Source organism: Streptococcus mitis (assembly GCF_946188615.1).
Classification (GTDB): Bacteria; Bacillota; Bacilli; order Lactobacillales; family Streptococcaceae; genus Streptococcus; species Streptococcus mitis_BZ.
The window spans coordinates 23022-43768 of sequence record NZ_CAMHVK010000001.1; the positions used below are offsets into that span (position 1 = coordinate 23022).

Below are 20747 nucleotides of genomic sequence, written 5' to 3' on the forward strand. Positions count from 1 at the left end.
TATACTTAAGATTATTATATCAAAAAAATGGCTAAAAACCAAGATTAATCTCTTCGCAGAATAATATGCACAAGCACATATATTTTAACATATTAATTTTTAAAATAACAAGAAAAAAATACTTTTATAACACAGAAAAAAACTGTTGATTAAACTGTTGATTATAGTTGTTTTGATGGTATTTACGTGGTATAATTTATGATATGTAGTTGTAATTTGAAATTACATAAAAAAATGTGGAAAGTGAACATTATGTATAAATCAAAAAGACAAAAAAATAAATCTTTTGATTGGTATGGCTTGAGCCAACGTTTCTCTATTCGTAAGTATCATTTTGGTGCTGCGAGTGTGCTGTTGGGGACAGCCTTGATTTTGGGTGCTGCCCAAACGACTGCCAAAGCAGAAGAAACAGCTACTGAAAATAAAACAGAAGCTGTGGCATCTGCTCCAAAAGATGATAAGGTAAGTGAGAATGTCGCAAATGTGACGACACCAGCTCTTTCTGCTACGACAGAAGCGGCTGTAGTAGAAAAGCCGGCCTTGAGTGATGAGGAAGTTGCAAAATTAGCTGCTGAAGCATCTAAGAAAGATGAAAAAGTAGCTGAGACAGCTACAACTGAAAAAACAGAAGCAGCTGACAAAGAAAAAGCAACACTAACTGCTCCTTCAACTGACAAAAAAGCTGATAAAGCAGTTGATGAAAAAGCTGATAAAAAGGATGAAAAGAAAGCAGAAAACCCAATTACTGCTACTAAAACTGTCCTTGAACAGTTGACATCTGAAGCAGAAGTATTGAACACAACTGCCTCAAACTTTGCGGATAAAAAGGCAGAAGATAAAGCTGGAAAAGAAGCAATCGCAACTGCAGTAGCTTCAGCTAAAGTCCAAATCGAAGCATCTAAGAAAGCACTTGCTGCAGGTGAAATCACAAAAGAAGAATTGGATGCCCAACTCCAACGTATCTCATCTGCCATCGAAGCAGTCTATGCTGAGATGAAACGTGCAGGACACATAGGTAAAGTTGAAGCTGTTTTAGCAGCTGAAACTACTACCAATACAGCAATCGTAGCTCCTACAACTAAGACTCCGGTAAAAAATATTAATGAATTAACAGATGAAGAAGTAGCTGCGGTTAAACGTGAAATCATGAATGCCAATCCAAGTATTACGGATCCTTCTATGATTGAGGTAGTAAAAAAAGGAAACGCGACTGCAGGTGAAGCAACTGTTACTTTAAATGGTGTTAAAACTAATATTCCTTCTGGAAATACTGTTGTTGGTACTGCGGGTACAAAAAACTTAGAGCAACTTAAAAATAATATTAACTGGTTCGACTTTGCAGCAGCATCTATTACCTACTCTAATGGTACAGTAGTAGGGCCTGCAAGAAAGCTAGCGCAACCGATAACAAAAACTATAACTTATCCAAATGGAGATAAGGTAACTGGTAAAATCACAATGGTTCGTGATGTAACATACCCAGATGGATCAAAAGGATTAACTACTGATGATAAATTCTTAAATTCAGGAACTTCGAAATATGTAGAACACCTTTACTACACAGGTGGAGCTCAAAACGATCATGAACTTTACGAAGCCCTGCAAGAAGGTATGAAGTTTAATGTTAAAACGAAAGTTGAAGGATATGCTTTAACAGCAACTGTTATTAAACTAGGTTCCAAAGCAGTAGACTCTGATCCAAATAAAACACCAGCAGGACCAGTGAATGCTGTACGTGATTATGGTGATTGGGGTTCGGAAAAACAATTAGCAAAAGCACAGGCTGAAGACAAAAGATTCAAAGCAAATGCTACTAAGAACAAAACAACGTTGGCTAATAATCCAACAGTTTCCGTAAATGGTGTAGCATTAACACTACCAGAATACCCAACAGAAACATTTGCCAATACAGATGCCTACTATTCAAAAGCAGCTGCTTACCATGCAGCGGTAAAAGCTTATAATGACGCTATTGAAACTCAAAAGTTATCTGCAACAAAATTGTCAGAAACTGGGTTCACTTATATTAATGTGAATGGTAAGGCTGTACCATCAGGATCAGCTAATCTTTATAAAAAAATTGGTAACGAAAGAAAAGCGGATGTACTTATAACAGCTCAAGATACTCAATGGTCATACTTAAGAAAAGCTGGGCTTCCAACAACAAATCCAGATGGAAGTGAAATGCTTACTTCATTTACATCGTCTCGCGATGAATCAAACGTTGGGGTAACATTTGCACTTTCTGCTACTTATAACGGGCGTATCGTAGATGTTAACGTAATTGCTGCGGATGCAGAAGAAGCTGGACGTACTGAAATTGTTCAATTCGAGACAGATGGAACGAAATGGGAACAATTCATGGCGTTAAACCTTCAAAAAGACATTGATGAAAAAACTGCTCAAGGAGTTTATCCAAGTAGACAAAGTGATGTTAATGCTGATGGACGTCTTGCAGAAGCAGGGTATAATCCAAAAGATTGGGTTAACGTAGATGAAAATGGGAACCCTTCTGCTTATGGAACAAATACATTCGGAGCTAACTACACATCTATGGGTTCTAAAAACTCATTACCAATTGCTCTATCTCAAAACGTTAAAACATTATCAATGTATTTAAACTCCGCAGGTGCGCAAGCAGGAACAATTGGTTTCATGATTTATGACGGTGGAGACGCTCCACAATCTTACGGCTCTGCACAACATATTATCGGGGACTTTAACAAAGAAGTTATTAAAGATGGTGTGAAAACTCAGGTAACAGCTACTCAGCCATACTTAGGTAATGTTAAAGGAGATCCAGATTTCCGTTCAACTAAAACTGACCCTTCAGGTGGCTGGGTACTAGATGACTTAATCACATCTGAGAAATATAAAGAAACACCATTAGAATCAGGAAAAACAATTGTAACAACAGATAAGGGTGTGACAGGTAAATACTTATTATTACCAAATGGAAATGCTGTTATTGAAAAAGCTGATAACACTCGTGTGCTTTTGAATCAAGGTGATGTTATTGAGATGGCAAATCCTCAAACGAAGCTTCCAATCCGTGGGGTTTATAACCATACAACTGGTGCTTTAGGTGAAGGTACTCTTGGCGATGAAGGAGAAAGTCAATTACTTGATCCAGCGGTGGCAACTGAGTATAAACTCCGCCAAGCACAAGGAAATGAATATGTTCTTGAAGGAGTTCGTGCTAATCTTGGTGTCAATAATGACAAAGCCTATGTTCGTGGTTGGGTAGATTTTAATAATAATGGTAAATTCGATCTTAATGAATCTTCAGAAATTGTAGAAGTTAACAAAAACGGAACTTACAATATTAAATTTAAAAATACACCTCAATTATTAGATACTTCAGCAGATAGCTTAGGTGTGCGTTTACGTATTTCGTTAACTAAAGATGAAATTCTAGAACCAACAGGTGTAGCATCATCAGGGGAAGTAGAAGACTTTGAAACACATGTGATTCACATGCCACGCGGTACTAAACATGAAACCAGTGACTTCCAAGGTCGTGAACAAACTGTTAAGTTACCAACAAATGCGATGTTTACAGCTAGTGGTAAAAACAAAGATTCCAAATATAAACAATGGGCTCAGATTGAAAATGAAAGCTTACCACCGAAAATTGTTTTAACAGATAAACAAGTGGCGTCAGAAGAAGCGTACACACCAACAGATAGCGAATTACCATCAAACTATCGTAAAGGTGATAATGGTAAAGTTTTCGTTGAACGTAATGGTGCAACAGTATTCACTGGAGAGTATGTAGCCGTTAAAGATAAGAACAATAAAGTTCTCGGTAAAGGTCTAAAAATTACAAATCCATTGAATAACAAAACAGAATACTTACTTGACACATATACTGAATATGATACTGCAGGAAATGAAGTAGGTACATATAAAGTAAACCCAGCAAGTAACGGTAAGAATGTTTCTATTGGTAATGGTCTATATGAAACTACTTTAACCTTTAAACCGGTAGACGCATATGTAGGTACAGCAAAAGGTATTGCAGTTCGTGCATGGGATGATAACAATAGTTCAACTGGTTGGGAAGCAACAAATGATACTATCGAAGCTTCTAAAACATCTACTACACTAGCAGAAAAAGACAAGGTTCTTGAAAATGTAAATAATGGAAATAACGGCTACAAATCAATGGATACTAGCTATATTCCAACTGTTATTGACGTACGTCCAGTAGGTGAAGACACAATTACAGAAGATGTACAAGGTGCCGAGCAAAAATCTAATCCAACCATTCCTGCTTATGCAACTGTTGAAACAGTAACAAATGATAAGATTGAAGATACGAAGTATACAGCGAATTTTGCAATTTTAGATAAAACTAAAAAACCAACTTTAGCAACTAAAAAAGAAATTCCTGGAAAAGTATATACTGAAGATACAAAAGTTGATAAAGAAACAGAAGTAACATTACCTAGTGGAAACACAGCAACATTCAAACCGGCTGATAAGATTCCTGCAAATACAAGAATCGCTGAAACTGAAGCTGTGACAGTTAATGGAACAGGAGATGTACTTGTAAGTAATGTTCGATATGGTACTGGTTCAGTACCTGCAGGAGCAATTTTAGAAGGTGCAGAACCTACAGTTACAGAGCCGACAACAGTTTTAAGAAATGAAGCAAATGTTGTTATTCCAGTAGGAAGTAAAGTTCAAAAAGGTGATCAACTTGTTACTCCACTTAAGATAACTGGAGGAGCTCAAATAACTACATGGAAGAAAACATATCAAAATGGTGAGACTATTCCACAAGTTACGGCTGATAAATTCTCTGTTTTAGGGAAAGAGACTCCAGCGGATCAGCTTGTTCCGAAAGGTGAGAGTGTCACATTAAACGGAACAACATACAACGCTAACAATGATATTGTTCCAAAAGGATCTCGCGAAGCAACAACGTATGAGAACTTAATGGGTTCTAAACTTCCAGATGCAGTTCATATTGATCCTGAAACTGGAGAAGTTACAACAGTACCTCGTAGCTATACTAAAGTAACAGATACAGAAATCGTAATCGAAAATGAAGGTACGTACACATTAAATCAAGATAGTGGTGAAATTAAATTTACTCCACATCCTAAGTTCGTAGGTACAGGTACAGGTGTAGTAAAACAACAACCTGATATCGACTATAACGATAAAGTAGCAGGGGATTCTGTAACAAGTAAATATGGAACTGACTATGGTAAAGCGAAATATATTCCAATAGTTAAACCACAATCAAAAGCATCGATTACTCGTACAATTCACTATGTATACGAAAATGATAATGATAATCCAGCAAGTCAAGATTCTTATAAAGATAATGATCCAATCGTAGCTATCGATAACACACCAGTTACTCGTACACAAACGATTGACTATACTCGTGAATACAAGATCTTCTCTGAAGCAGGAACTACTGATACTGCGATTACAACTGCGAACCAAGTTACAGATGCAACTGGCCATGTTTATAAAGTTGGAGATACTATCCCAGCAGGAACACAGTTCAATCAAGGTTCAATTATCATTGGTAAATGGACAGCTTCAAGTGATGCAAACTCTAAATTCAAAGAAATTATCTCACCAACTGTTAAAGGATACACTGCTGAAGTAGTAACAGCTAACTTCACACCGAATGCTGATGGTAAGATGGGACACATTCACAATGGTAAACAACCTGTTGGATTATATACTCCAGTAGCTGATAATACGAAAGACGTTGGAGCTTATGAACCATTAGTATCAGAAGTTCGTTCAGACGACAAAGATGACTTCGATATGTATGTTGTTTACAAAGCTGATAAACAAAAAGCGAATGTAACGTATATCGACTTAGATGCAACAGGAGATGCTCGTATTCTTGAAGTTCAAAACGCTAATCCAGCTCCTGCAACAGGTGCAGATGCGAAAACAACATATGGTGTTCCAGAACTACAAGGTAAGTCTCATACAGCGATTCCTTATGCAACAGCTAAAACGATCAAGAAATATGAAGACCTTGGTTATGAATTAGTAACAGATGACTATACAAATAACTCTCAAGGTACAGCTGTAGAAGGTGGACGTAAGTTCGATGATGATAAAGAAGTAGATCAAGCATTCAATGTCTATCTACGTCACAAGAGAGTTACTCGTAAAATTAAAGACACTCAAGAAGTAACTCGTACAATCGAGTACAAATATGCAAGTACGGATGATGTACCAGCAGATAAACGTGGAACAACAGCAGCACCAACAGTGACCGAAACACTTCACTATGAACGTGACCGTACAATCGATTACACATTAGCTGCAAAAGAATATCCAACAGAATACGCTACTTATAAGGCTGTATTGGATAAGAGTGGATATGATTCTCCAGAAGAATACAAAGCTCGTACAGTTTACTACGATCACATCACAAACAAAGCAATTGCAGCAGATGCAACAGCTGCTCAAAAATCAATCGTTACATTTGGACCATGGACTCCAGTAGGTGGAACATCTAACGATGCGATTACATTATCTGATGCAGAAAAAGCTAAAGATGATAAATTCAACCTTGTTAACTCTCCAGAAGTAACTGGTTATGTTCCAGATAACGCTACCGTAGAAGCGACTGCAGCAATCGATGCTGAAGCAGATGACTACAAGATTACAGTTCTTTATACTCCAGTGGCACAAAAAGCTGTAGTTAAATTCGTAGAAGTAGATCCTACTAATACAGATAAAGTCATTACTCCAGGTCTTGCAGATCCAATCGCAGTAACAGGTAAATCTGAAGCAGCTTACCCAGCTACAACAGCAACTTCAGTTGAAGCTAAAATTGCCGAATTGAAGAAAAAAGGTTACGAATTAGTAAATAACGAATTTGTTTCAACTGATAAATTCGATAAAGATGCAGCAGTTGATCAAGAATATGTTGTGAAATTCAAAGCTAAAGTAGTTGATATTCCATCATTTGATCCAACAAAACCATCAAGTGATGACAATCCAAAACCAACTCCAGGTGTAACACCAATCGATCCAAATAATCCAGATGGACCAAAATGGACTGAAGCCTTAATCAACGCTGTAAAAGTACAAGAAGAAGTAACACGTACTATTAAGTATGTATACGAAGATGGTACTCCAGTAGCAGAGTCTGATTTAACAAGTGTAGCTGATAAGAAAGTTAAAACACTTAAATTCACTCGTTCTGGTAAGATTAATGTAGCAACAGGAGAAATCATATACGGAGATTGGTCAGCTGATCAAACATTCGAGGCAGTAACTTCTCCAACACTTGAGAAATACACTGCGGCAGTTGCAGGTGTAACACCAGCAGTTGCAGACGTACCAGCGAAAACTGTAGCGGCTACAGATAAAGACTTTGAAGAGACAGTAATCTACTCTACAAAACCAACAACTGTAGACCCTAACAAACCAACAGATCCAACAAATCCAAATGTTACTCCACAACCTGATGATGTAGTACCTAATGATCCAAAAGGACGTACGTACAGAGAACTAGGTTTAGTTGAAGAAGTAACACACACAGTTCACTACAAACTTGAAGACGGTTCAGATGCAGGTATCGCTGATAATGTACAAACATTAACATTTACACGTACTGCAGAGGTAGATCCAGTAACAGGAGCAATCTCTAACTACGGTACATGGAAAGCTAGAGGTGGAGATACAACAATTGATGCTGTAACAACACCAAATAAAGATGGATATGTGGCTTCAGCGAAAACATCTACAGAACGTACAAATGTATCAGCTACGGATAAAGATAGTGAAGAAACAATTATCTACCGTAAACTTGGTTCATATGTACCAGTAGTACCAGAAGGCATCACACCTCCGGCAGATGCTGACCTAAATCCAAAACCATATCCAAATGCAACTCCAGCAGATCCTACAAAACCAGGAACACCTACTGAAACACCAGTAGTACCATACATCCCTGGAACAACACCAGTAGGACCAAATGGAAAACCATTGACACCGAAAGATCCTAACAATCCAACCAAAGGATATGAAGTACCAGGCTTACCAACAGATCCAACAGAGAACACTACAATTACCTATGTTAAAGATGGATCACAAGTAGCGGTTGTTCACTTCATCGAAGTAAACAGTGAAACGGATAAGACTGAAAAAGGTGCAGTTGCAGAATCAGTAGTAGATACTGGTGATACAGGTAAAGCATTCACTAAAGCTGCTGATGTAACATCAACAATTGAAGCACTTAAAGCTAAAGGATACACAGTTGTTGAAAACAACTACCCAACAGATGGTACATTCGATGCAGATTCTAAGACTAACCAAGTATACAAAGTCCTAGTAACTGCTAAGCCAATTACTGTAAATCCAAACGACCCAACTCCAACTAAAGATCAACCAATCGATCCAAATAATCCAACAGGACCAAAATGGACTCCAGAGTTAATCAAAGAGTTAGAAGACGGACGTAAAGAGGAAGTGAAACGTACAATCAAGTATGTTTACGCAGATGGTTCAAAGGCTGCTGATTCAGTACAAGAAACTAAAGAGTTCAAACGTTCAGCAACTATCAATCCAGTAACTGGTAAGGTTACATTCGGAGAATGGTCACCAGCTCAAACATTTGAAGCTGTAACTTCACCAAAAGTTACAAACTTCACTCCAGATAAAGAGACTGTACCAGCGACAGAAGTAACAGCAACTGCTGAGGATATTACTGAAACAGTAATCTATACTACCAAACCAGCAAATATCGATCCAAGTAAGCCAGTAGATCCAAATACTCCAAATGTTACTCCTAAACCTGAAGACAAAGTACCAAACGATCCAAAAGGACGTACTTACAAAGAATTAGGATTAATCGAAGAAGTAACACACACAGTTCACTACAAACTAGCTGACGGATCAGATGCAGGTATCCCTGACAATGTACAAACATTAACATTCACTCGTACAGCTGACTTAGATCCAGTAACAGGAGCAATCTCTAACTTTGGTACATGGACAGCTAAAGACAATGATACAACAATCGATGCTGTGCCAACACCAGCTAAAGAAGGATATGTAGCTTCAGCAGCTAAATCAACAGCTCGTGAAAGTGTTAAAGCTACGGATAAAGATAGTGAAGAAACAATCATCTACCGTAAACTTGGTTCATATGTTCCAGTAATTCCAGAAGGAGTAACACCTCCAGCGAATACTGACTTAACGCCAAAACCATATCCAAATAATTCAAACGATCCTACAAAACCAGGAACACCTACTGAAACTCCAGTAGTACCATACATCCCTGGAACAACACCAGTAGGACCAAACGGTAAACCATTAACTCCGAAAGATCCTAACGATCCAACGGCAGGATATGAAGTACCGAAAGTACCAGAAGATCCAACTCAAAACACTACAATTACGTATGTGAAAGATGGTTCTCAAGTTGCTCTAGTTCACTTCATTAAAGAGGATGGAACTGCCGTTCACGTATCAGTTGCGGAAGCAGGAGATACAGGTAAAGCAATCAAGACAACAAACATCGATAACGTTAAAGCTGAATTAGAAGCTAAAGGTTATGAAGTTGTTGCTCCAACTGATGCAGCTTATACAGCAGAACGTGTAGCATTCTACGCAGAAGCTAACCGTACATTTGATGACAAGGATGACAAAGGTAATGATGGAATTAGTCAAGTTTACTATGTAATCGTTAAAGAGGGAATCACTCCAATCGATCCAGATAAACCGCTAGATCCAAACAATCCAAACACAACTCCAAAACCAGGAGACAAAGTACCTGGAGATCCAAAACAACGTACATACGAACAACTAGGATTACTAGATGAAGTAAATCGTACAATCAACTACAGATACGCTAATACTGATAAAGTAGAAGAAGCTAAACGTGGTCAAGAAGCTGCAGCTACTGTAGAACAAAAACTTCGTTACTCTCGTAAAGGTGATTTAAACAAAGTAACAGGTGAAATCACTTATACTTCTGATTGGACTGAACCTCAAACATTAGCTGAAGTAACATCACCAGTTATCGACGGATACGTTGCGGATATTAAAGCAGTTGAAAAAGTAGAGAACGTAGCTCACGATGCAGCTGATTCTGTAGTAAATGTTGTTTACACACCACTAGGTAAATATGTACCAAAAGTACCAGAAGGATTCGAAGTTCCAAAAGTTGAGAAACCTCAATATCCAAACGATCCAACAGATCCAACTAAACCAGGAACACCAACAACAGTGATTCCTCACGTTCCAGGAACAACTCCAAAAGATCCAAATGGAAATCCACTGAAACCAGTAGATCCAAACGATCCAAGTAAAGGATATGTTCCACCAACACCTGAAAATCCAACAGAAGATACGCAAATCACTTATGAGAAAGATACTCAAAAAGCGAAAGTAACTTATGTGGTAGAAGGAACAGGAACAGTACTTCACACAGATAACCTAGAAGGTAAATCTGGAGAACCAATCGAGTACAGTACAGTAGCTAAACTTGCTGAATTGAAAGCTCTAGGATATGACCTAGTAAGTGACGGATTCACAACAGCTACAGATAAGAACTACGATAAAGATACGAAAGTAGATCAAAGCTTCGTAGTTACAGTTACACCACACGTTGAGCCAATCAAACCAGTAGATCCAGAAAATCCAAATGATCCTAATAAACCAAAACCAGGTGATCCAATCGATCCTAAGAACCCTGATGGACCAAAATGGACTGAAGATCTAATTAAGAAGATTGATACAACTCGCCACGTGAACCGTACAATTAAATACATTAATGAAAATGGTGAGGAAGTAGCTAAGAAAGTAACTGATAAAGTTACATTCAATCGTGAAGCTAAGATCAATTCAGTAACAGGTGAAATCACTTACGGTAACTGGACAGCTAAAGATGGAGATACAACATTCGATAAAGTTGAATCACCAGTAGTTAAAGGCTACATCCTGAAAGATGCCAAACAAAAAGAAGTAGCAGCTACAACAGGATTAACTGCAGACTCTAAAGATGAAAACATCGAAGTAGTTTACACTAAACTTGGTTCATGGGTACCGAAAGTACCAGAAGGTGAAACACCAATTGATCCACTTCCATATCCAAATGATCCGAACGATCCAACTAAACCAGGAAACGATAGACCAATCGTTCCTTACGTACCAGGAACTACACCAAAAGGTCCAAATGGAAACCCACTGAAACCAGTAGATCCAAACGATCCAAGTAAAGGATATGTTCCACCAACACCTGAAACCCCAACAGAAGATACTGAAATCACTTATGAGAAAGATACTCAGAAAGCAAAAGTAACTTATGTGGTAGAAGGAACTGGAACAGTACTTCACACAGATAACCTAGAAGGTAAATCTGGAGAACCAATCGACTACAGTACAGTAGCTAAACTTGCTGAATTGAAAGCTCTAGGATATGACTTAGTAAGTGACGGATTCACAACTGCTACAGATAAGAACTACGATAAAGATACGAAAGTAGATCAAAGCTTCGTAGTTACAGTTACACCACACGTTGAGCCAATCAAACCAGTAGATCCAGAAAATCCAAATGATCCTAATAAACCAAAACCAGGTGATCCAATCGATCCTAAGAACCCTGATGGACCAAAATGGACTGAAGATCTAATTAAGAAGATTGATACAACTCGCCACGTGAACCGTACAATTAAATACATTAATGAAAATGGTGAGGAAGTAGCTAAGAAAGTAACTGATAAAGTTACATTCAATCGTGAAGCTAAGATCAATTCAGTAACAGGTGAAATCACTTACGGTAACTGGACAGCTAAAGATGGAGATACAACATTCGATAAAGTTGAATCACCAGTAGTTAAAGGCTACATCCTGAAAGATGCCAAACAAAAAGAAGTAGCAGCTACAACAGGATTAACTGCAGACTCTAAAGATGAAAATATCGAAGTTGTCTACACTAAACTTGGTTCATGGATTCCAAAAGTACCAGAAGGTTCTACACCAGTTCCTCCGGTTACGTATCCAAACGATCCAAAAGATCCAACTAAACCTGGAACTGATAAACCTAAAGTGCCTTATATCCCAGGAACTACACCGGTGGTGCCAAAAGATCCAACTAAACCAATTAGTCCGGATAACCCACTAGTTCCATTAACACCAGTAGATCCAAACGATCCAACTAAAGGATATGAAGTACCACCAGTACCAACAGATCCAGGAACTGATACGCCAATCACTTACGTAACTGATAAACAAAAAGCTATCACTAACTTCGTAGATGAAAAAGGTAAAGTAGTATCAACTCCAGTAATTGATGAAGGTGATTCAGGAGCTAACTTCACTAAGTCTAAAGTTGATGAAGTAACTAAGACTATTGAAAAACTTGAAAAAGCTGGTTATAGAGTCGTTAAGAACGAGTTCCCATCTAAAGATACAGATAGAGTATTTGATAAAGATAAATCTGTAGATCAAATCTTCACTGTAACAGTAGCTGAAAGAATTATTCCAGTTACACCAGGTAAACCAATAGATCCAACTGATCCAAACTTACCGAAGAATCCAGATGGAACACCTGTGACACCATCTACACCAGAACCAGGTAAACCAGTATTCCCTAACGATCCAAACAGCCCAGTATGGCCAAATACTGTGAAAGATCTTGTAACTGAGAAATCAGCTACACGTACGATCAAGTATGTAGATCGCAATGGAAACGAAGTTTCTGAAACTCGTGTTGAAACAATCAAGTTCACACGTGAAGCGAAAGTTAACTTAGTAACTGGTGAAATCACATATGGTGAATGGACAACAGATCGTAACGATAATATCTTCAACGGTTACCCAGTACCAGTTGTGAAAGGATACATCGCTAAAGCTGGTGATCTAGAATCATCAACTAAAGATGTACAAGTAACTCCTGATACAATCAAGGATATCAATGAAACAGTGATTTACGATAAGTTAGGTTCATGGATTCCAAATATCCCAGGAACACCAACAAATCCAATCACATATCCAAACGATCCTAAAGATCCAACTAAACCAGGAACAGATAAACCTAAAGTACCTTATGTACCAGGATTTATCCCTGTAGACCCAGAAGGTCAACCATTGAAACCAGTTGATCCAAACGATCCAACGAAAGGATACGAAGTACCAGAGGTACCTGGTGATCCAACGCAAGATACACCAATCAACTACATTCCTAAGGATCCTACACCAAATCCAACTCCATACCCAGGTCCAACTCCAGCTCCAACTCCAGCTCCAACTCCAGCTCCAACTCCTAAACCAGAGCCTAAGCCGGAACCAAAACCTGAGCCAAAACCAGAACCAGAAACTCCACAACCTGTAACACCTACAGATAATGGAGATAACAATGGAAATAATAATGGAACTCCAACAACTCCAGCTCAACCAGTAGCGCCTTCTACACCTCAATACATGGATGGTCAACGTGAACTTCCAAATACAGGTACAGAAGATCATGCTAGCCTTGCAGCACTTGGACTTCTAGGAGCCCTAAGTGGATTTGGATTGATTGCTCGTAAGAAAAGAGAAGATGAAGAATAATCATTTTGATTTTCATTAAATGCTAACTTGCAATCAGATAAAGAAAGAACTTGAGATTTGCTATCTCAGGTTCTTTTCTTTCTCTTTTTGAAAATGGTATAATATAGTGAGAACGATAGAGGAGAAGTGTAAATTGATCGCACAACTAGATACAAAAACAGTCTATAGTTTTATGGAGAGTGTCATTTCAATCGACAAGTATGTGAGAGCAGCTAAAGAATTCGGCTACACACATTTGGCCATGATGGATATTGATAATCTTTATGGTGCTTTTGACTTTCTAGAGGTTACCAAAAAATACGGGATTCATCCTTTGCTGGGGCTTGAAATGACAGTATTTGTGGATGCTCAGGAAGTGAATCTGCGCTTTTTAGCTCTATCTAGTGTGGGCTATCAGCAGCTGATGAAACTCTCAACAGCCAAGATGCAGGGGGAGAAAAATTGGGCGGTTTTATCTCAGTACCTAGAGGATATTGCGGTCGTTGTTCCTTATTTTGATGGACTGGAGTCGTTAAATCTAGGCTGTGATTACTATATTGGGGTTTACCCAGAAACACTGGCAAGCGAATTTCATCATCCTATTTTGCCACTGTATCGGGTCAATTCTTTTGAAAGCAGGGATAGAGAAGTTCTGCAAGTATTAACTGCGATTAAAGAAAATCTACCACTTAGAGAAGTTCCCTTGCGTTCACGACAAGATGTCTTTATATCGGCAAGTTCTTTAGAGAAACTATTCCAAGAACGTTTTCCGCAAGCCTTGGACAATTTAGAAAAGCTTATTTCAAGTATTTCTTATGATTTGGATACGAGTCTGAAACTGCCTCGTTTTAATCCAGCTAGACCAGCAGTAGAAGAGTTGAGAGAGCGTGCTGAATTGGGGCTTGCTCAGAAGGGGTTAACTGGTAAAGAATATCAAGACCGTCTAGACCAAGAATTGGCTGTTATTCATGATATGGGCTTTGACGATTATTTCTTGGTTGTTTGGGATTTGTTGCGTTTTGGACGTTCAAATGGCTACTATATGGGAATGGGACGAGGTTCTGCAGTTGGTAGCTTGGTTTCCTATGCTTTGGATATCACAGGGATTGACCCAATTCAGAAGAATCTGATTTTTGAACGTTTCCTCAATCGTGAACGCTATACCATGCCTGATATTGATATAGATATCCCTGATATTTATCGTCCAGATTTTATCAGATATGTTGGTAACAAATATGGTAGCAAACATGCTGCGCAAATCGTTACTTTTTCAACCTTTGGGGCTAAGCAAGCTTTGCGAGATGTTTTAAAACGTTTTGGTGTGCCAGAGTATGAATTATCTGCAATTACTAAGAAAATCAGTTTTCGTGACAATCTTAAGTCGGCCTATGAGGGCAATCTCCAGTTTCGTCAGCAAATCAATAGTAAGCTTGAATATCAAAAAGCCTTTGAAATTGCCTGCAAGATAGAGGGCTATCCAAGACAAACCTCAGTCCATGCGGCTGGTGTTGTGATTAGCGACCAAGATTTGACCAACTACATCCCTCTGAAGCATGGTGACGAAATTCCACTGACTCAATATGATGCTCATGGAGTTGAAGCTAGTGGGCTTTTGAAAATGGACTTTCTGGGACTACGAAATTTGACCTTTGTCCAGAAGATGCAAGAATTGCTTGCTGAATCAGAAGGTATTCACCTTAAAATTGAAGAAATTGATTTGGAAGACAAAGAAACGTTAGCTTTATTTGCCTCTGGCAATACAAAAGGTATCTTTCAATTTGAGCAACCTGGTGCCATTCGCTTGCTCAAACGCGTGCAACCAGTCTGTTTTGAAGATGTCGTAGCAACTACTTCTCTAAATCGACCAGGTGCCAGTGACTACATCAATAATTTTGTGGCAAGAAAGCATGGGCAGGAAGAAGTGACTGTTCTGGATCCAGTACTGGAGGATATTTTGGCTCCAACCTACGGCATCATGCTCTATCAGGAGCAGGTTATGCAGGTTGCTCAGAGATTTGCTGGATTTAGCCTTGGGAAGGCCGATATTTTACGTCGGGCTATGGGGAAAAAGGATGCCTCTGCCATGCATGAAATGAGGGAATCCTTTATTCAAGGATCATTAGATGCTGGTCATACTAGGGAAAAGGCAGAGCAGGTCTTTGATGTTATGGAGAAGTTTGCAGGTTATGGATTTAACCGATCTCACGCCTATGCCTACTCAGCCTTGGCCTTCCAGTTGGCCTATTTCAAAACGCATTATCCAGCCATTTTTTATCAGGTCATGCTGAATTCTTCCAACAGTGATTATCTGTCAGACGCTCTTGAAGCAGGCTTTGAAGTAGCACCTCTGTCCATCAATACCATTCCTTATCATGATAAAATTGCCAACAAGTCCATCTATCTAGGTCTGAAGTCGATTAAGGGAGTCAGCAAGGATTTGGCGCTTTGGATTATTGAAAATAGACCCTATTCGAGCATTGAAGATTTTATAGCTAAATTACCTGAGAATTATCTGAAACTTCCTCTGCTAGAACCTTTGGTAAAAGTTGGTCTTTTCGATTCATTTGAAAAAAATCGCCAAAAAGTATTTAATAATTTAGCTAATCTATTTGAATTTGTGAAAGAGTTAGGAAGCTTGTTTGGGGATACAATTTATAGCTGGAAGGAATCGGAAGATTGGACGGAACAAGAAAAATTCTATATGGAACAAGAGCATTTAGGGATAGGTGTCAGCAAACATCCCTTACAAACTATCGCAAGTAGAGCTATTTATCCGATTACACCAATCGGAAATTTATCAGAAAATAGCTACGCTATTATTTTGGTTGAAGTTCAGAAAATAAAAGTAATTCGTACCAAAAAGGGTGAAAATATGGCCTTTTTACAGGTGGATGACAGTAAGAAAAAATTGGATGTCACTCTCTTTTCAGACTTATATCGTCAGGTTGGACAGGAAGTAAGCGAAGGAGCCTTCTACTATATAAAAGGAAAAATCCAATCACGTGATGGACGTCTGCAAATGATTGCGCAAGAAATTAGAGAAGCAGTTGCTGAACGCTTTTGGATACAGGTGAAAAATCATGAATCGGATCAAGAAATTTCACGTATTTTAGACCAGTATAAAGGCCCAATCCCAGTCATTATCAGGTATGAAGAGGAACAGAAAACCATTGTTTCTCCTAACCATTTTGTAGCTAAAACTGATGAATTAGAAGCGAAATTAGGTGAAATCGTTATGAAAACGATTTATCGCTAAAATTACGGAAAATAGAAGAATTTTCCAATTAAATGTGATATAATCAGTAAGAATGTTAAAAGAAAAAGGAGCATAACCAATATGAAACGTATTGCTGTTTTGACTAGTGGTGGAGACGCCCCTGGTATGAACGCTGCCATCCGTGCAGTTGTTCGTCAAGCAATTTCAGAAGGAATGGAAGTATTTGGTATCTATGACGGATATGCTGGTATGGTTGCCGGTGAAATTCATCCCCTAGATGCAGCTTCAGTAGGAGATATCATTTCTCGTGGTGGTACTTTCCTTCACTCAGCTCGCTACCCAGAGTTCGCTCAACTTGAAGGGCAACTTAAAGGGATTGAGCAATTGAAAAAACACGGGATTGAAGGTGTAGTTGTTATCGGTGGTGACGGATCTTACCACGGTGCTATGCGTTTGACTGAGCATGGCTTCCCAGCTATCGGTCTTCCAGGTACAATCGATAACGATATCGTTGGTACTGACTTCACAATCGGTTTTGACACAGCAGTTACGACTGCTATGGACGCTATCGATAAGATTCGTGATACATCATCAAGTCACCGTCGTACATTTGTTATCGAAGTTATGGGACGTAACGCTGGTGATATCGCTCTTTGGGCTGGTATTGCAACTGGTGCTGATGAAATCATCATTCCTGAAGAAGGATTCAAGATTGAAGATATCGTTGAAAGCATTAAATGCGGTTATGAGTGTGGTAAAAAACACAATATCATCGTCTTGGCAGAAGGTGTTATGTCAGCAGCTGAATTTGGTCAAAAACTAAAAGAAGCTGGGGATACAAGCGACCTTCGTGTGACAGAACTTGGACATATTCAACGTGGTGGTTCTCCAACTGCGCGTGACCGTGTTTTGGCGTCACGTATGGGTGCCCATGCTGTTAAACTTCTTAAAGAAGGTATCGGTGGTGTTGCGGTTGGTATCCGTAACGAGAAAATGGTTGAAAACCCAATTCTTGGAACTGCAGAAGAAGGAGCATTGTTTAGCCTTACTGCAGATGGTAAGATTGTGGTTAACAACCCACACAAGGCTGACCTTGAGCTATCTAGCTTGAATAAGAGCTTGTCATAATTTATAATTTAGTTAATAAGACCAAAAAGGTCATATATAAAGGAGTCACAAAAATCATGAATAAACGTGTAAAAATCGTTGCAACTTTGGGACCTGCGGTAGAAATCCGTGGTGGTAAAAAATTTGGTGATGACGGATACTGGGGTGAAAAACTTGATGTTGAAGCTTCAGCTAAAAACATTGCCAAATTGATTGAAGCTGGTGCTAACACATTCCGTTTCAACTTCTCACACGGTGACCACCAAGAACAAGGTGAGCGTATGGCAACTGTTAAACTTGCAGAAAAACTTGCAGGTAAAAAAGTTGGTTTCCTTCTTGATACAAAAGGACCAGAAATCCGTACAGAATTGTTCGAAGGTGAAGCTAAAGAGTATTCATACAAAACTGGTGAGAAAATCCGTGTTGCAACTAAACAGGGAATCAAATCAACTCGTGATGTGATTGCATTGAACGTTGCTGGTGCTCTTGATATCTATGATGATGTTGAAGTTGGTCGTCAAGTTTTGGTTGACGATGGTAAACTTGGTCTTCGTGTGGTTGCTAAAGATGATGCAACTCGTGAATTTGAAGTTGAAGTTGAAAACGATGGCGTAATTGCTAAACAAAAAGGTGTTAACATCCCTAACACTAAAATTCCTTTCCCAGCTCTTGCTGATCGTGATAACGATGATATCCGCTTCGGTCTTGAACAAGGTATCAACTTCATCGCGATTTCATTCGTACGTACTGCTAAAGACGTTAACGAAGTTCGTGCAATCTGTGAAGAAACTGGAAATGGACATGTTCAATTGTTCGCTAAAATCGAAAACCAACAAGGTATCGATAACTTGGATGAAATCATCGAAGCTGCTGATGGTATCATGATCGCTCGTGGTGACATGGGTATCGAAGTACCATTCGAAATGGTTCCAGTTTACCAAAAAATGATTATCACTAAAGTCAATGCTGCAGGTAAAGTTGTTATCACTGCAACAAACATGCTTGAAACAATGACTGAAAAACCACGTGCAACTCGTTCAGAAGTATCAGACGTATTTAACGCTGTTATCGATGGAACTGACGCTACAATGCTTTCAGGTGAGTCTGCAAATGGTAAATACCCACTTGAGTCAGTAACTACAATGGCTACAATCGACAAGAACGCTCAAACTCTTCTTAACGAATACGGACGTTTGAACTCAGATTCATTTGAACGTAACTCTAAGACAGAAGTAATGGCTTCAGCTGTTAAAGATGCTACTAACTCAATGGATATCAAATTGGTTGTAACCCTTACTAAGACAGGTCACACTGCACGTTTGATTTCTAAATACCGTCCAAATGCTGACATCTTGGCATTGACATTCGACGAATTGACAGAACGTGGATTGATGTTGAACTGGGGTGTTATCCCAATGTTGACAGATGCTCCATCATCAACTGATGATATGTTCGAAATCGCTGAACGTAAAGCAGTTGAAGCAGGACTTGTACAATCTGGTGACGATATCGTTATCGTAGCTGGTGTGCCAGTTGGAGAAGCTGTTCGTACAAACACAATGCGTATCCGCACAGTACGCTAATCTAACATTAAAAAGCCTATCATATCAAGCTTTCTAGCCTGTATGATGGGCTCTTTTTTTGTCTATGGAGCACAAATGGGGCAAAACTTTTTACTTTCGATTTAATGCGACGGTATCAAATGCGTCAAATACTGCTTGCTACAGACTTTTTGTAACGTGAGGATAGTTCTAATTGGTAGTTTTCGGCTTTATGCCCAAACTGTGACACGATAGCTTTTAAAGTATGTTGTTTTTTACGTAAACTTCATAAAATGTTTAGTTAAGACAGAGATAAAAAATAACTCCCTGATGACTCAAGGAGTTATTACTATCTAAATTAGTTTTTAGAAGCAGCTTGGAATTCTGGGTTTTTCCATGCTTCGTCAATAATAGCTTGTAATTCATTTGCAGATGCTTGCATTTTTTGAGTTTCTGCGTCGTTCAATGGGATATTTACTGGACGAACAATACCATGTGCACCTACAACAGCTGGTTGACCGATAAAGACGTTTTTAACTCCGTATTGACCTTCTTGGAATACTGAAAGTGGAAGTACTGCGTTTTCATCGTCAAGGATTGCTTTAGTAATACGAGCAAGGGCTACTGCGATACCGTAGTATGTTGCACCTTTTTTGTTGATGATTGTGTAAGCTGCGTCACGAACACCTTCGAACAATTCAATCAATTCAGCTTCTTGAACATTTTGAGTGTCTTTAAGGAATTCTTCAAGGTTTACACCAGCGATGTTAGCGTGTGACCAAACAGCGAACTCAGAGTCACCGTGTTCACCCATAATGTAGGCGTGCACTGAACGAGCATCAACATCCAATTTTTCAGCAAGTGCTTGACGGAAACGAGCTGAGTCAAGTGAAGTACCTGAACCGATAACGCGTTCTTTAGGGAATCCAGAGAATTTCCAAGTTGAGTAAGTCAAGACGTCAACTGGGTTAGCAGCAACAAGGAAGATACCTTTGAAACCTGATTCAACAACTTGAGTTACGATTGATTTGTTGATAGCAAGGTTTTTACCTACAAGGTCAAGACGAGTTTCACCTGGTTTTTGAGGCGCACCTGCAGTGATCACAACAAGGTCAGCGTCTGCACAGTCAGAGTATTGAGCTGCATAGATTTTTTTAGGTGAAGTGAAGGCAAGGGCGTGACTAAGGTCAAGCGCGTCACCAACAGCTTTTTCATGCAATTGTGGAATTTCGATAATTCCAAGCTCTTGTGCAATTCCTTGGTTAACAAGTGCAAAAGCGTAAGAAGAACCTACAGCACCATCACCGACAAGGATAACTTTTTTGTGTTGTTTAGTTGAAGTCATTATTCTA

The 20747-nt window shown here is 39.0% G+C and carries 5 protein-coding genes; 4 read left to right on the forward strand and 1 reads right to left on the reverse strand.

Annotation, left to right across the window (positions count from 1 at the left end; genetic code table 11):
• Positions 1-252 precede the first annotated feature (252 nt).
• The 4 genes from OCF95_RS00105 (at position 253) to pyk (ending at position 19437) form a co-directional block, all read left to right on the forward strand.
• On the forward strand, positions 253-13551 hold the full coding sequence (locus OCF95_RS00105) for a mucin-binding protein (RefSeq protein ID WP_261104551.1): 13299 nt from the start codon (positions 253-255) through the stop codon (positions 13549-13551).
• A 133-nt stretch (positions 13552-13684) separates the two neighbouring features.
• Entirely contained in the window at positions 13685-16786 is a 3102-nt protein-coding gene (locus OCF95_RS00110) for a DNA polymerase III subunit alpha (RefSeq protein ID WP_261104553.1), read from the forward strand.
• 81 nt (positions 16787-16867) lie between these two features.
• The gene (pfkA, locus tag OCF95_RS00115; protein ID WP_000820863.1) at positions 16868-17875 is read left to right on the forward strand and encodes a 6-phosphofructokinase; all 1008 of its coding nucleotides are present in this window, start codon (positions 16868-16870) and stop codon (positions 17873-17875) included.
• A 56-nt stretch (positions 17876-17931) separates the two neighbouring features.
• Positions 17932-19437, forward strand: coding sequence for a pyruvate kinase (gene pyk / locus OCF95_RS00120; protein WP_020902894.1), 1506 nt, complete (start codon positions 17932-17934; stop codon positions 19435-19437).
• A gap of 316 nt (positions 19438-19753) precedes the next feature.
• Here pyk and OCF95_RS00125 read toward each other — a convergent pair whose 3' ends face one another.
• Positions 19754-20740, reverse strand: a complete 987-nt coding sequence (locus OCF95_RS00125) for an L-lactate dehydrogenase (protein WP_000204729.1) — start codon at positions 20738-20740, stop codon at positions 19754-19756.
• Between the last annotated feature and the right edge of the window lie 7 nt (positions 20741-20747).